Source organism: Pseudorhodoferax sp. Leaf267 (genome assembly GCF_001422405.1).
Classification (GTDB): Bacteria; Pseudomonadota; Gammaproteobacteria; order Burkholderiales; family Burkholderiaceae_C; genus Pseudorhodoferax.
In genome coordinates this window covers 305,453-320,536 of record NZ_LMMV01000024.1, presented here as the reverse complement: position 1 = coordinate 320,536, position 15,084 = coordinate 305,453, and the positions used below count along the sequence as shown (strand labels likewise).

General features: G+C 68.4%; 11 protein-coding genes. 4 read left to right on the top strand and 7 right to left on the bottom strand.

Going from position 1 to position 15,084, the window contains the following annotated elements:
• Window positions 1-6 precede the first annotated feature (6 nt).
• Genes ASF43_RS25065 through ASF43_RS30165 form a run of 5 tightly spaced genes read right to left on the bottom strand, consistent with a single transcriptional unit; the run spans window position 7 to window position 6,372 of the window.
• Window positions 7-3,507: a PilC/PilY family type IV pilus protein gene (locus tag ASF43_RS25065; protein ID WP_056187402.1), complete on the bottom strand. Its 3,501-nt coding sequence runs from the start codon at window positions 3,505-3,507 to the stop codon at window positions 7-9.
• A 12-nt stretch (window positions 3,508-3,519) separates the two neighbouring features.
• Complete coding sequence (locus tag ASF43_RS25060) at window positions 3,520-4,239, bottom strand: PilX N-terminal domain-containing pilus assembly protein (RefSeq protein ID WP_056187399.1); 720 nt, start codon at window positions 4,237-4,239, stop codon at window positions 3,520-3,522.
• Entirely contained in the window at window positions 4,236-5,045 is an 810-nt protein-coding gene (locus ASF43_RS25055; protein ID WP_200932608.1) for a PilW family protein, read from the bottom strand. The genes ASF43_RS25060 and ASF43_RS25055 overlap by 4 nt, the downstream gene beginning before the upstream one ends.
• Window positions 5,042-5,683 (bottom strand): type IV pilus modification protein PilV, encoded by a 642-nt coding sequence (gene pilV, locus ASF43_RS25050; RefSeq protein WP_056187394.1) that lies wholly within the window; start codon window positions 5,681-5,683, stop codon window positions 5,042-5,044. The genes ASF43_RS25055 and pilV overlap by 4 nt, the downstream gene beginning before the upstream one ends.
• Window positions 5,674-6,372, bottom strand: coding sequence for a GspH/FimT family protein (locus tag ASF43_RS30165; protein WP_162241855.1), 699 nt, complete (start codon window positions 6,370-6,372; stop codon window positions 5,674-5,676). The genes pilV and ASF43_RS30165 overlap by 10 nt, the downstream gene beginning before the upstream one ends.
• A gap of 94 nt (window positions 6,373-6,466) precedes the next feature.
• Between ASF43_RS30165 and ASF43_RS25040 the strand changes: the two genes are divergently transcribed.
• The 3 genes from ASF43_RS25040 to ASF43_RS25030 are packed head-to-tail and all read left to right on the top strand — an operon-like array spanning window position 6,467 to window position 10,171.
• A complete protein-coding gene (locus ASF43_RS25040; protein ID WP_056187390.1) occupies window positions 6,467-9,340 on the top strand; it encodes an aconitate hydratase in 2,874 nt (957 codons plus the stop codon).
• Window positions 9,315-9,752 carry an alternative ribosome rescue aminoacyl-tRNA hydrolase ArfB gene (gene arfB / locus ASF43_RS25035; protein ID WP_056187386.1) on the top strand — a complete coding sequence of 146 codons (438 nt, stop codon included), beginning with the start codon at window positions 9,315-9,317 and terminating at the stop codon, window positions 9,750-9,752. Before ASF43_RS25040 ends, arfB begins: the two co-directional genes overlap by 26 nt.
• A gap of 23 nt (window positions 9,753-9,775) precedes the next feature.
• Window positions 9,776-10,171: a VOC family protein gene (locus tag ASF43_RS25030; RefSeq protein WP_056187382.1), complete on the top strand. Its 396-nt coding sequence runs from the start codon at window positions 9,776-9,778 to the stop codon at window positions 10,169-10,171.
• Between the two features lie 20 nt (window positions 10,172-10,191).
• Here ASF43_RS25030 and ASF43_RS25025 read toward each other — a convergent pair whose 3' ends face one another.
• Window positions 10,192-11,637 (bottom strand): S9 family peptidase, encoded by a 1,446-nt coding sequence (locus ASF43_RS25025; RefSeq protein WP_056187381.1) that lies wholly within the window; start codon window positions 11,635-11,637, stop codon window positions 10,192-10,194.
• Window positions 11,638-11,874: 237 nt separating this feature from the next.
• On the opposite strand from ASF43_RS25025, the gene ASF43_RS25020 reads away from it, so the two are divergent.
• Window positions 11,875-12,468 carry a CBS domain-containing protein gene (locus ASF43_RS25020; protein ID WP_056187378.1) on the top strand — a complete coding sequence of 198 codons (594 nt, stop codon included), beginning with the start codon at window positions 11,875-11,877 and terminating at the stop codon, window positions 12,466-12,468.
• A gap of 8 nt (window positions 12,469-12,476) precedes the next feature.
• On the opposite strand, the gene ASF43_RS25015 is transcribed toward ASF43_RS25020, so the two are convergent.
• Entirely contained in the window at window positions 12,477-15,047 is a 2,571-nt protein-coding gene (locus ASF43_RS25015; RefSeq protein ID WP_082498154.1) for a GAF domain-containing hybrid sensor histidine kinase/response regulator, read from the bottom strand.
• Window positions 15,048-15,084 lie beyond the last annotated feature (37 nt).

The following is a 15,084-nucleotide window of genomic DNA, read 5'->3' as shown; positions in this document are numbered from 1 at the left end:
CGTGCTTCATTGGAGTTGGCGCCAGTTCGGGCGCAGCGGGAGTTCAGGCAGCCGGTTCAGTTCGTCCTTGCGGCCATCGGAGCCCGTGACGATGGTCTTGCTCTTGTTCGTCACGCGGCCCTCCTTGGACGATGCCGTCATGCGCGAGACGCCCTGGTCCGCCGACAGGCTGAAGGCCCCGTCCCCATTCTGGTCCAGGATCTGCACGCTGGGCCGCTTGCCATCGTTGATGTTCAGGAAGGTGCGGTAGCTCCGCTGGTCGCTCGGCGGCGGCGAGCAGCTCTCATCGGCCGACGTGCTGCCGCCCGAGGCCGGGACTTCCGTGATCAGCTCGATGTTGTTGCTCTCGTCGTAAAAGCGCATCTGCGCGAGCAGGCGTTCGCCGCTCTCGGGCAGGTTCATGTACCAGCCCTTCTTGGCGCTATCGCCGGTGTAGGGCACATCGTTCTGGCTGACGGTCCAGAACGTCCGCGCGGCGCTGGTGCCGACGCCGGCGATCTGCGTGCCAACGATCTGCTGTACCAGGTTGGTCACGCCCGTGCCCACGCGCGCGGCAGCCGCCGCATCCGCGTTGTCGAGCACCACCTTGCCGCTGACCAGCTTGTACCGCGTGGTGTCCAGGATGGAATAGATGCTCTGCACGGCGGTGTTGGAGCGGTCGGCCTCGGTCAGGTTGCGGCCCGTGCCGAACGCCACCATGAGGCCGCCCGCACCGCGCGTGTTGGCGCGTACCAGCGGCGGCGCCGTGATCGGCTGCGGCGTGACGGTGCCGCCAGGGCTGGTGTAGGTCGCGGTGTACAGCGGCAGCCAGCTGGACGGCGCCGTGCCAAACGCCGGCTTCCAGTCGCTCGTCGTAGCCGAGGCCACGTTGAACTTCCACAGGTTGCCCTTCAAATCGCCGGCATAGACCACGTCGGGCGTGCCGTCGCCGTTGATGTCCACCAGGCGCGGGGCCGACAGGCCGTTGGCCGTGGCATTGGCGCCGGTCGTCGCGGCCGAGATCTTCAGCAGCTCCTTGGCGCCGTCCAGGTACTGGATCAACAGCACCGGACGCCCGTTCGTGCTGTTGACCCCGTTGCCCATGACCACGGCCCAGCGGCCGTCGTTCATGCGCGTGATCTGCGTGGTCTTTTGCGGATTGTTGTCCTCCAGCACCGGGCCGACCATGATGTGGCCGATGTCCGCGTCCTCGGTGGTCGAGCCGATGGCGCTGGTCTTGTCCATGACCACGAGCTGCGCCGCATTGGTCTTCAGGAAGTTGGACGGCACGGCACTGGCGTCGGTGGCCGTGCTGCCCGGGGTGGTCACATCCAGCACGAAATAGCCCTTGCCGCCTGCACCCAGCGTGCCGACCAGCTGGGTGCGCCACTCTGCCGGGGCGCCGGCACTGGGCGGCACGAACACGTCGCCGCTGAAGGGCGAGCCATCCACGAAGTAGCGGTGTTCGTAGTCGGGCTTGGTGAGCAAGGCCAGGTTGGAGATCACGCCCTTGGGCACATAGGCGATCTTCTCGCTGCCGTCCACGCCCGAGAAACCATGCAGCATGCCGTCGTTGCCGCCCACGTAGACCATGGGCAGCCGCGCCTTGTGCTTCTGCGCGAACGTGAGGTAGCCGGGCAGGCCGTAGCCGCTGACCGGCTGGGCGATGTACCACACGGCCGAGTTCACGATGTCGCCCTGGCGCGAGGCGCGCTGGCGGAAGATGCCCGAGGCGGCCGGCAGTTCCAGGGAGCGATCGCCACGGAGGTAGTTGAGCCGTCCCTGCCCCAGCTCGTTGCTCGCCCCGGCTGTGCTGGTGGTCTCCTTGATGGCATCCTTTTGCGCCGTGCTGAGGTAGGTCTCGTCGCCGGCCCATTCGAACGATTTTGGGCCGCCGCCCGTGGCCTTGTCGCTGAAGGTCAGGATCAGGCGGTTGGCGATGCCGGTCGCGTTCAGCGCGTCCAGCTTGTCGGCCGTCGTGCGGTTGGTCGTGCCCCAGCCGGCGTAGGGCGTCGCCGCGCCCGTGCCCTGCGCCAGGGTGTCGGCGCGTACGTAGCCGCGCCAGCCGTCGGCTTCGTAGCCGGCCACGTACTGCGCAACGTCGGAGCGGTTGACCGAACTGGACGCGTTGACGAAATTGGTCACCGGGCTCGAGTTGTCGATCGCGATCTGGGCAAAGATGGAGCTGAACGCCTTGACCAGGCTGTCTTTGTCGGTCGTGACGATGAAGCGGCCCCGGCTGTTGATCGCCATGTGCCACAGCTCCGTCTTGCGGGCCTCTCCGTTGTTGTTGTTGGGGTTGTTGCCTTCGTCCAGCGCAATGTTCCGCCTGATCGGGTCGGGCCATGTCTTCACGCCCGTGGCCAGCAGATCCAGATCACCGCCAAAGTTGTCGTTGCCGGTCTCATCCCGCGCAGGGAACGCGGCGTAGTACGGGTTGCCCGACGTCTCCCAATCACCCGCATCGCCGAAGCCGATGGTGTAGGTCGTCATGTGCTGCCACGTCGCCGGGTTGTTGCGGGGGTTCCAGTAAGGCTCAAGCTCCACCGTGCGCGGCGGCGTGCCGACCGTCTTGATGGTGCTGGTCAGCGGCTTCAAATCGTTGGCCAGGAGCGGCGCCAGGTCCGTGGCCCAGTAATAGAAGGCCAGGTCGGACAGCGTGCTCAGAGGTACCGCTTTGCCCCCGCTCGTGAAATACGTGTTGTAGTTGGTGCCGGGCAAGACGGTGGGCGCCGAGTACACACCGCGGTAGATCTGGGCGTAGGGCTTGGTCGCGTCGTAGACCGTCTTGCCGTCCCCCAGCGTGACCGTGGTTCCATCCGCGTCGGCATTCCCGGGCGCTTTCGGCCGGGCCACATCCGTGCCGTGCGTCGAGAAACTGAAATTCCACCCGCCATCGGTCATCAACACGTTGTAGGACCTGCGGCAGGTCAGCATCGGCAGGGCAGTCTCGCCAGGCACCTTGGCCCACGGGCTCTCCTTGTCGGTAACCGAGCCGTTGGCCAGGTAGTCGCCTGCCGCAATGAACGCTTGGTGCGTCGGCGTGGAGCCGTCCGCGCTGAGCCTGGAGTTGACGGCCTTTGGTGCACCGGGTGCACCGATCCAGTTCAGGAAATTGGTCCGGTGCGTTTCGTCCAGCACGCGAATCCGGTTCTTGCCTGCACACCCCCCGCCCGAGGTCGCAGAAATGTCGCGGCAGTTGTTCAAGGTGTTCCACGCCAGGCGCATCGAACCATCGGGAATGTTCGCACTGCCCTCGAAGATCTGGCGCAGGGCGGTTTTGAGCTGGAACATGCGCGACGTGTTCTTTGTCTCGTCCTGCTTCGTGCCGCCCCCGTCGTAGTAGCCCATGCTGCCCGAATCGTCGAGCGTGATGATCACGTTCGGTGCCGGCTGGCGGTAGGCCGTGCCGGCGGGAAACTGCGCCAGCGGCGCCGTTGCAGGTTGCGCCTCGGCCATCTGCGGTGCGCCGATCGCACCGATCAGCAGGCTGAGCAGCGTGCGCGTCGTGTTGAGTGTCTTGGCCATGGCTGTACCCGTTCAATCCCTGAGCTTCTGGCGTGCAAGCGTCGACTGGAGCACCGCCTGCGTCCTCGGCTTCTGCCCGCGGGCCACTGCCGTGATGCGGTAGACGACGCCGGGGTTCAGGTTCAGGTCCAGCTTGGCCTTGCCTGCCAGCACTGCCCCTCCCACGCTGGTGTCGTAGGGCATGACCTCGATCCAGTACCACGCGCCCCGCCCGGCTGCGGTGTCTTTCAGGATCGGGTTGCTGGCCGTGCCCACCATGGCGCCCGTGTAGTCGCCATAGCGCGCGCCGTCCGCCGTCATGGCAGTCAACAACGCATCGTCGGCCCAGAAATCCTGCCGGCCGGTGCGCTTTTGGCAGATGCCCTGGATGCAGCGCGTCGCCGACGCATTCAGCTGCACCAGCAGATTGCCCAGGTCCTTGGTTTCCTCGATGAAGGCGACGGTGCTGCCGGTGCGGCAGCGCACGGGCTTGCTGGCATCGGGCAGGCAGGCCGTGCCATCCGGCCGCTCGCCGCGGATGTCGAACTCCGCGTCCTGGATCATGGCCTGCGCCGCCTCGAAGGCCCGCAGATAGTCAGCGTCATTGCCGACGATGCTCTCGTTCACCAGCGAGGAGCGGAACGACCACAGGGCCAGCAGCGAGGACAGCAGCACGACCACCATCACGATGAGCAGAGAGATGCCGCGTTGGCGACGCCGTGAGTCCGTCCTTGCGCACACGCCGGGCCTCATCGCGGCACCCCCTGACTGCGGATCTGGAAGACATTGCGGAACACCATGCGCATGCGGTTGCCCATGGCAGCCTCGGCGTCGCCGGCCTTCCAGCTGCAGTTGCGGTAGGTGGCGCCAGCCGTCTGCACGGATTCTTCGCCCACGATCTCGAAGCACACCTCCACAGCCACCACGGCCGGCCAGTTGGTGCCGACGTTGGCCGCGGTCGCATAGCGCATGGTCGGGCCCGCCTGCTGCAGGAAGTAGCGCACCTGGAAATCTGCCACGTTGCTGATGATGGTCGCGCCCTGGCCCTTGTCGCCCGCGACGCCGGTGCACTTGAGGTCGCCGGTTGCAGCGCCCGTGGCCTTGTCGAGCCAGAAGCTGCTTTGGATCACGGTGGCCGAGGGCTGCTGGCCCAGGCAGTTGCGCAGCAGGGACTGCGGCGACGCCTGCCCCACGTCTTCGGTGTAGTTCTGGTAACCGATGCTGAGTTCGACCGTGCTGTCACCGCCCAGCGTGCCCGCGGCCCGGTTGAAGTCGGTCTCGAACGCCACGGGCTCGGCCGGATCGATGGCCGTCGGCTCGGTCGCCTGGCCAAACGCCAGGTTGAGCCGGATGGAGCCGGCCTGCCGGAGCTGCTGGCCGATGGTGCGCAACGCAAACGCCGCCTGCTGCTGCATCTGGCTGGCGTCGCTGACCGTGCCCGAGACGCTGCGCGACACCACCAGGGCGCCCAGTGCCACGGCAATGGTCATGAGCCCGATGCTCAGGCCGACCAGCAGCTCGATCAGCGTGAGGCCGGCCTGCCGGCGCGCGGCGCTCACGGGCACAGCCCCTGCGCGTTGTTGCCGCCGGCGGCGCAACGCGCCGTGGGCTGGATGTATTGCAGGTGGCAGATGCGGTCAGTTGGGCAGCCGACGGCTACCGGGCCCGCAGAGGAAGCCGCCGACGCCGCAGGCACGGCGAAGATCGCGCGGTAGTTGGTGTCGCTGTCGGTCGCGGCCACGCGCTCGTTCTCCCGCCAGCTGATCATGACGCCGAGCTGCCGGCGGTTGGCGGCGTCGGTCTCATCGGCCACCAGAAAGACGCTTGCGTCGCCGAGCGGCATGGTCGAGCGGACGTTACGCTTCCAGCGCGCGATGTCGTACAGGGCCAGGTTGACTGCCGTGCAGCCGGCGGCCAGTGCACAGTCCTGCGGCACGCTGCTGGCCTCTGGGCCCCAGCCGACCACATAGTTCGCCAGAACATCCGTCCCCAGCGCGTTCGGGTTGACCTTGATGCGCTCGCTGAGGTCCTCCGTCAGCCGGATGGCCTGCGCGCGGCGCACCGCCGTCTGCGTGTCGGCCAGCGTGCGCAGTTGCACGCCGAGGATGCCCAGGATGCCCAGCGCCACGATGACGATGGAGATCATCGATTCGAGCAGCGTGATGCCGCGCTGTGCACGGCGCGGGTTCAGCTGCATGTGGCGACGCCCGGCTTGGCCTTGGCGCGCCCGCCGGGCGCCATGCACAACGCGGTCACCGTATCGGCGCCGGTGCGCGCCGGCTTGACGGTGAACCCCAGGGCGCCGCTCTGCAGCTCGCCCCAGCGCGTCATCTGGAAGGAATCGCCCGAGGTGTTTGCGTTGTTCTTGACCGTGATGGAACCGAATGCAGGCGTGGAGCGCAGCGTCGTCTCGCCCACTTCCTGGGTGCCGTTGCCGTTGGTGTCGTCGAACACCAGCCAGCCGCAGCTCCAGTCGCTTTTGTCGTCGGGCAGCAGGCAGGGCGGGGTGTCCACGGTGCGCTTGCGCACCGTGATGTTGCCGCCGCGCCGGATGGCCTCAGAGCGGGCGTAGGTGTAGGTGGACGTCAGCTCCTCGACGGCCTGGCGCACGCGCCAGCGCTCGAGGATGGGGGTCAGGTTCGCCGAGGCAAGCGCGGCCAGCACCGCAAGGATGGCAACGACCACCATCAACTCGATGGTTGTGAATCCCTGGTGGTGAAAGCGGTGTGCGCGGCACGGCGAAAACATGTCTGCGCGCATGCTAAGCGTGGCGCGATCCCATGCAAGAGGCAGTCGCCCGAGCGGCTGTCGGCTTGCGATGAACGGTAGGCCACGGCGCCTGCCGGCCCAGTCGCCCGCTGGCGGCAGGTGAAATGGCAGCACCACGAGGCGGCGTTCATGCCCCGGTAGTAGGATGGCCCGCCCCCGAACAGCCGGCGCCGCAGGGCGCCGCGCACCACAAGACACTGGAGTTTCCGGCATGCCCCACGCATTCGCACGCACGCGCAAGACCTTCACCACCGCCTCCGGCAAGACCGGTCACTTCTATTCGCTGCCCGCCCTGGCCAGGGAGTTCCCCAACGTGCAGCGGCTGCCCGTCTCCATGCGCATCGTGCTCGAATCGGTGTTGCGCAATTGCGATGGCAAGCGCGTGGGCGAGGAGCATGTCCAGCAGCTGGCGAACTGGGCGCCCAACGCCGAGCGCAGCGACGAGATCCCGTTCGTGGTCTCGCGCGTGGTGCTGCAGGACTTTACCGGCGTGCCGCTACTGGCCGACCTGGCCGCCATGCGCAGCGTGGCCGCCAAGCTCGGCAAGCCGGTGGGCCGCATCGAGCCGCTGGTGCCGGTGGACCTGGTGGTGGACCACTCCATCATGGTCGACTACTACGGCACCAAGAACGCGCTGGACCTGAACATGAAGCTCGAGTTCCAGCGCAACCGCGAGCGCTACGAGTTCATGAAGTGGGGCATGCAGGCCTTCAGCACCTTCGGCGTGGTCCCACCGGGCTTCGGCATCGTGCACCAGGTGAACCTGGAGTACCTGGCGCGCGGCGTGCACAAGGCGCGGGACGGCAGGGACGACGTCTACTACCCCGACAGCCTGGTCGGCACGGACAGCCACACGACCATGATCAACGGCATCGGCGTGGTGGCCTGGGGCGTGGGCGGTATCGAGGCCGAGGCCGCCATGCTGGGCCAACCGGTCTACTTCCTCACGCCCGACGTGGTGGGCTTCGAGCTGACGGGCCGCCTGCGCGAAGGCGTGACGGCGACCGACCTCGTGCTCTCTGTGACCGAGATCCTGCGCCGGCACAAGGTGGTGGGCAAGTTCGTCGAGTTCTTCGGCGAGGGCACCCGCACGCTGGCCCTGCCCGACCGCGCCACCATCGGCAACATGGCGCCCGAGTACGGCGCCACCATGGGCTTCTTCCCGGTGGACGAGAAGACCATCGAGTACTTCAAGGGCACGGGCCGCACCAAGGCTGAGATCGAGGCGTTCGAGGCCTACTTCCGCGCGCAGGGCCTGTTCGGCGTGCCGCTGGCCGGCGAGATCGACTACTCGCAGGTGGTCAAGCTCGACCTGGGCGACGTGACGCCCAGCCTGGCAGGTCCCAAGCGCCCGCAGGACCGGATTGAGCTCGGTCAAGTCTCCAGCCAGTTCGCCAGCCTGTTCTCCAAGCCCATCGGCGAAAACGGCTTCAACCAGCAGGCCGCCGTGCTGCACACGCGCCACCAAGTGCGCGCGACCGACGACCCGATGCTGGACAAGGTGCCGCAGAACCCGCCCACGCCCAGCGGCGCCGAGCGCCCCGTCATGGAGATGGAAGGCAACAAGCCGACGCTGGCGGCCGCGCAGCACGAGATCGCCGTGGTGCCGAAGAAGGTGCCGGAGATCAGCATCGGCAACGGCGACGTGCTGATCGCCGCCATTACCAGCTGCACCAACACCTCCAACCCCAGCGTGCTGCTGGCCGCCGGCCTGCTGGCCAAGAAGGCGGTGGAGGCCGGGCTGAAGGTCCAGCCGCACATCAAGACCTCGCTGGCGCCCGGCTCGCGCATCGTCACCGAGTACCTGACCGAAACCGGCCTCATGCCCTACCTGGCCAAGCTGGGCTTCGCGCTGGCCGGCTACGGCTGCACCACCTGCATCGGCAATGCCGGCGACCTGACGCCCGAGCTCAACGAGGTCATCACCAAGAACGACCTGGTCTGCGCGGCCGTGCTGTCGGGCAACCGCAATTTCGAGGCCCGGATCCACCCGAACCTGAAGGCCAACTTCCTGGCCAGCCCGCCGCTGGTGGTGGCCTATGCGATCGCCGGCACGGTGCTCAAGGACCTGATGACCGAGCCCGTGGGCAAGGGCAAGGGCGGCAAGGACGTCTACCTGGGCGACATCTGGCCGACCAGCGACGAGATCCATGCGCTCATGAAGTACGCCATGAACGCCAAGGCTTTCCGGGAGAACTACGCCAAGGTGAAGACCGACCCGGGCAAGCTCTGGGAGAAGATCAAGGGCGTGACCGGCGACGCCTACACGTGGCCCGCCAGCACCTACATCGCCGAGCCGCCGTTCTTCGCCGACTTCGCACTCGAGCCGCCCGCCAGCGACGAGGCCGTTGCCGTGCGCGGGGCGCGCATCATGGCCTTGTTCGGCGACTCGATCACGACCGACCACATCTCGCCGGCCGGCTCGATCAAGGCCAGCTCCCCCGCCGGCCGCTGGCTGCAGGAGAACGGCGTGCTCAAGGCCGACTTCAACAGCTACGGCGCACGCCGCGGCAACCACGACGTGATGATGCGCGGCACCTTCGCCAATGTGCGCATCAAAAACCTCATGATCCCGCCCGGTGCCGACGGCTCGCGCGAGGAAGGCGGCGTCACGCTGTACCGCCCCGAGGACGGCGGCACGGCCGAGAAGATGTTCATCTACGACGCGGCCATGCGCTACATCGCCGAAGGACGGCCCACCGTGATCTTCGCGGGCGAGGAATACGGCACCGGCTCCAGCCGCGACTGGGCGGCCAAGGGCACGCAGCTCCTGGGCATCAAGGCCGTGGTGGCCAAGAGCTTCGAGCGCATCCACCGCAGCAACCTGGTGGGCATGGGCGTGCTGCCGCTGCAGTTCAAGCACGGCGACAGCTGGGAGTCGCTGGGCCTGACGGGTGACGAGACCATTGATGTGATTCCCTCGCCCGACCTGGCGCCGCGCAGCGATGCCAGGCTGGTGATCACGCGCGCCGACGGCAGCCAGCAGGAGGTGGGCCTCACGCTGCGCATCGACACGCCGATCGAGGTCGACTACTACCGGCACGGCGGCATCCTGCCGTATGTGCTGCGCCAGCTGCTGGAGTGATCACGCCGTGGCCGTGCCGATCGAGATCGCCGAATCCGAGGTCGAGATCACGGCCATTCGCGCGCAGGGGGCAGGCGGGCAAAACGTCAACAAGGTGTCCAGCGCCATCCACCTGCGCTTCGACATCCCGGCTTCCTCGCTGCCAGAAGGTGTGAAGGAGCGGCTGCTCGCGCTGCGCGACAGCCGCATCACGCAGGCCGGCGTGCTGGTGCTCAAGGCCCAGCAGCACCGCACGCAGGACATGAACCGGCTCGACGCCTTCACGCGGCTGCACGAGCTGGTGAACAGCGTGGCCGAGCCGCCCAAGACGCGCCGCCCGACCAAGCCGACCTACGGCTCGCGCCAGCGCCGGCTGGAGGGCAAGAGCCAGCGCTCGGAGACCAAGGCCTTGCGCGGCCGGGTGACCGACTGAACGAGACTGCACAAGGACCGCACATGATCGACCACCTGGACCACCTGGTGCTGACCACGGCGCACGAAGAGGCCTGCATCCGCTTCTACACCGAGGTGCTGGGCATGCGCCTGGAATCCTTCGTCGGCGGCACGCCGCCAGTGGAGCGCCGGGCCTTCCAGTTCGGTCAGCAGAAGATCAACCTGCATGTGAAGGGCCGCGAGTTCGAGCCCAAGGCCCACACGCCGGTGCCGGGCGCGCTGGACCTGTGCTTCATCGCCGACAGGCCGCTGGACGCCGTGATCGCCCACCTGCAGGCGCAGCAGGTGGCCATCATCGAAGGGCCGGTGATGCGCACCGGCGCGACCGGGCGCATCCGCTCGGTCTATGTGCGCGACCCCGACCTGAACCTGATCGAGATCTCCGAGGCCGCGCACTGAGCGGCCTCGCAGGGCCTGTATCAAGGCACCGGGCAGGCCGGGGTCTGCGCGGCGATCACGGCGCGCAGCTGCCGCGTCGTTGTGCCGTCGTCCATCCCCAGGGTGTTGCGCGTGTAGGTGCAGCCATAGGTCGGTGCGGCCACGGTGGCAGCGGTCAGCACGTCGTCGCCCGCGGGCTTCACGCCGTTCTGCTCCCAGTTGATCATCGCGTCGAAGGCCTCGACCTGCTCGGCCACGGTGAAGTCGCAATGCGAGGCGCCGCGGATCGCGCGCTGCACCAGCCAGCGGTCGTTGCCCTCGGCCACCACGCGGCGCTTGTAGATCTGCTGCATGCTGAATGGCACGTACAGGTCGCCCAGCGTGTGCAGCGTGACGACGGGGATGCCGATCTCGCCATTGGCCTTGGGGATCCAGCGCAGGCCGTCGCGGCGCTCGCGGTTCGCGTCGGCGTCGGCGGTCTTCTTCTGCACCGCGGCGTTCAGCGCGGCCGAGCCGGCCGCGTCGCCGGTGATCGTGTAGGTGAAGCGGTTGGTGTCGATCACGCTCTTGTTCAGGATGCCGTTGACCGTGCCGTCACCACCGAACACGCCCCACACCGGGCTGAACGAGCCGCCCACCGCCACCCCCAGGTCGAACAGCGGCCGGTCGCCACCGGTGAGGTTCTCGACAACGGACAGGAACCTGGCGCCGGTCGCCGTGGGCGCGCTCGGGAAGGTGGTGAACAGTGTGGTCGTGACCTGACCCCGGATTGCCGCCCAGTTCGTGAACGGATTGTTCGGCACGCCGGCCAGCACCTGGGCTGCCAGCTGTGCGCCCGCAAAGTAGTCGAACAGCTCGGTGTCGCCCATCACGCCGCACATGGGCACGGCCCCGTTGTAACGCACCTTGTGGTTGGCGTCTTCCAGCGCCTCCTTTTCGATCGCAGCGGCCGTGATGTGCCCGCCCATCGAGTGGCCGGTGATGTACAGCCGCGTGGGCGCCGCCAAAGTGCGGCCGTTGGCGGTGGCGATCTTGTTGAACTCGAGCGCCAGCGCATTGGTGTCCTCCACGCCCACGCGCACGTCATAGAAGTTCTTGCTGTAGCTGGAGGCGGCCCAGGCGTAGCCGTTCTGGATCAGGTGCCGGCGGATCGCCGGGTTGGTGATGCTCAGCGTGTTGCCTTCGCCGGCATAGCCATGCGCGTACATCACGAGCTTGCCGTTCCAGTTGGCAGGCACCTCGACGCGGTAGGCCGCGCCACCCAGCACGCCGGCCCAGCGGCTGGTGGTGGTGGTGTCCACCGTGTCGCCCGGCGCTGCCGCCAGCGCATCGAAGGTGGTGGCCGTCGGGTTGGCCGGCACGAAGCTGGTGCGGCTGTCCTGCAGCCGGGTTTCCTCGGGGGTGTTGTCGTCGTCGCCACCGCCGCCGCAGGCGGCGAGGGTAAGGCCGGTGGCCAGGGCCAGGAACGTCGAACGCGTCATGTGCATGGGGTTGTCTCCGTTGGAATGTCGGCGTCTTTGCAGGGGTGCGCCGCGGCAGAGCCTACGCGCGAAGGCGCCCCGTCTCGTCAGAATTAACCCCGAGCCTGCGTCATCATGCAGCGTTTGACGGCCGCACAGGCCAGTCGCATACTGGCCGCGCAGCGCCGGGCGCAGGCACACGGAGCGGGCCTGGCCCACAGGACCTACCGCGCGAAACCGCCCTTGCAACCCAAGGATCCCGACATGACCGGCACGAGCTTCAAGGCACTGAGCATCCACCATCTCGCCTCACGCGCCGCCCTGACGCGGCCCGAGCCCGCGCAGATGGTCACGCAGGCATCGCCGGCGCTGGCCGTGATGACGGATTTCGAACAGACGCACCCGGTCACGATCACGCCCGAGGCCAGCCTGTTCGCGGCCAACGAAGCCATGCTCGCGCACCGCGTGCGCCTGCTGTTCGTGACTGGCGAGGACGGCATGCTGGTGGGCATCGTGAGCACGCAGGACACGCTGGGCGAGCGGCCGATGCAGTTGCGCCACCAGGGCAAGGGCAATGTCTTCGACCTGACGGTGGGCGACCTCATGCATCCGCTGACCGAGCTGGGCGTGCTGGACCTGGCCGATGTGCGCCATGCGAACGTCGGCGACATGGTGGCCACGCTCAAGCGCACGGGGCGCCACCACCTGCTGGTGCGCACGCAGGACGCAGCAGGCCAGCCGCCGCGCATCCGCGGCATGTTCTCGGCCACGCAGATCGGGCGCCAGCTGGGCACCGCGGTCGAGACTTTCGAGACGCCCCAGACCTTCGCGCAGATCGAGGCCGCGCTGGCGGGCTGACGGCCCCGCTAGCGGCCGACAGCGCTCACGATCGTCGCCACGATCTCGGCCGGCTCCACGGGCTTGGCCACATGGGCGCGGTAGCCGGCGCGCAGCGCACGCACGCGGTCGTCCGCACTGGCGAAGGCGGTCAGGGCGATGGCCGGCAGCGCCGCACCCTGGGCGCGCGCGCGGCGCAGCAACTCGTAGCCATCGACGCCGGGCATGCCGATGTCGGACACCAGCACGTCGGGCCGCTGCTCGGCGATGGCCTGCAGTGCAGCCTCGGCGCCGTCGGCCAGCAGGACCTGGGCGCCATAGTCGGTCAGCAGCAGCTGCAGCAGTTCGCGCGCATCGGCCTCGTCGTCCACCACCAGCACGCGCAAGCCGGCCAACTCCGCGCTGGCCGCCGTGGGCACTGTGTGCGCCAGGTCCACCGCGGCGCCCGAAACGGTCTGTGCCGGCAGGCGCACGAGGAAATCGCTGCCTGCGCCCTCGCCCGCGCTGCGCGCGTGCACCGTGCCGCCATGCAGCTCCACGAGCTGGCGCACGATGGCCAGCCCCAGGCCCAGACCACCGAAGCGGCGCGTGATCGAGCCGTCGCCCTGGCGGAAGCGGTCGAAGATCAGCGATAGGAGTTCGGGCCGGATGCCGATGCCGGTGTCGCTCACGCCGATCTCGATCGAGCCGTCCACCAGCGCCATGCGCACCTGCACCGCGCCGCCGCGCGGCGTGAACTTGACCGCGTTCGACAACAGGTTCCAGACCACCTGCTGCAGCCGCACGGGGTCGCCTGCCACGCGCCCGGCCGCGGCATCGAGCACGCATTGCAGGCCCACGCCCTTGACCTGCGCGGTGGGGCGGATGGTCTCGACGGCCGCCTCGACGAAGGCCCGCGGGTCCAGCGGCTGCATCTGCAGTTCCAGCTTGCCCGAAGTGATGCGGCTCATGTCCAGCAGGTCTTCGATGAGCTGGGTCTGGGCCCGCGCATTGCGCTCGATCACGTCGATGCCCTTGCGCAGGTCGGCATCGGGCGTGGGGTACTTGCGCCGCAGGATGTGCACCCAGCCCAGGATGGCCGACAGCGGCGTGCGCAACTCGTGCGACAGCGTGGCCAGGAACTCGTCCTTCAGGGCGCTGGCGCGCTGCACGTCGGCGTACAGCCGCGCGTTGTCGATGGCGATGCCGGCCTGCCCGGCAATGCCCATGGCCAGGCGCTCGGCCCGTTCGTCGAATACGCCGACATCGGGATGGCCGAAGAACAGGCCGCCGAACACCTCGCCCGTGCGCGAGCTCACGGCCACGGCCAGGTAGCTGCGCACCGGCAGGTGGCCGGGTGGCATGCCATGGTGCGGGCCCCACTGGCCGTAGCGCGGGTCTTGCGTGATGTCGTCGCTGCGGATCAGCGGGCCGCCCTTGAAGGTGGGGCCGAACAGTGCGGTGGGGCGCGGGTGACCGAAGCGCTCGAAGGCTGCCTGGGGCGCACCCGACAGCGCGTAGAGCAGGTAGGCCTCGCCCTGCTCGTCCGTGCCGTTGTAGAAGAAGGCGCCGAAGCGGGCCTGGGTAAGCTGTGTGGCGGCGTCGGTCACGCGCTGCAGCAGGGTGTCGATGTCCAGCTCGGCGGCCAGCGCGGCGCCGGTCTGGTTGAGCAGCTCGAGCATCTGGGTCTCGTTGCGCGCGCGCTCGTCGGCGGCGCGGCGTTCGGTGATGTCGCGCACGACGCCGATCATGCCGGTCAGCGTGCCGTCGCGCGCGAACGTGGGTTTGCCCTGCACCGCCACCCAGCGCTGGCCATCGGGCCGCGGGACGCGGTACTCGATGTCGTACAGCCCGCCGGTCTGGGCGGCCCACAGCGCGGCCAGCCGCGCCGGCTCGCGGTCGTCCCGGTGCAGCAGCCGGCGCATGGCGGAGCGGGTCCAGCTGCTGCCGGGCGCAAGGCCGTACAGCCGCGCGGCCACGTCGCTCAGCGTCATCTGGTCGGTCGCGGCATCCCAGCTCCAGTCGCCCAGGTTGCCAGCGGCCAGCGCCAGGCTCAGCCGCTGGTTGGCGTCGCGCAGGGCGCCTTCGGCGCGCAGGCGCTCCAGCGACTCCCAGCAGCGAGCGACCACGCTCTGCACGAGCCGGATCTCCTGCTCCTGCCAGGTGCGGGGCTGGGCCTGGTGCACGGCCATCCCCGCGACGAACCGGCCGTCGCGGTGCAGCGGCACGCAGACCACGGACTGGATGCGCGTGGCGCGGTAGGCCGACAGGTCGGAGCCGGCGGTGCGCGGGTCATGGTCGACGTCGTGGTTGATGTAGACACGGTCGGCTCGCATGAGGTCGCGCACGACGGTGCCGAAGTCGCTGAAGGCATAGCGGCCCACGATGCTCGGCACGCCGTCGTTGTAGTCGCCGAACAGCTCGAAGTGGTCCTGGTCGGCCTCGACATGGGCATAGGCACAGCGGCTGGCACCCAGGTGTTGGCCCAGCAACTGCGCCGTCAAACGCATCACCTCACCAGGGGCTGAGATGGACTTCACGCGCTCGGCCAGTTGGTCCAGGAAGTCCGAGGTCCGCCGATTGGCGCCAGCGCGTGGAGGGTTCGCAGGGGATCGGGACATGGCAATGCGCGCGTTGAGAGCGTGGGCAGTGTAGTGG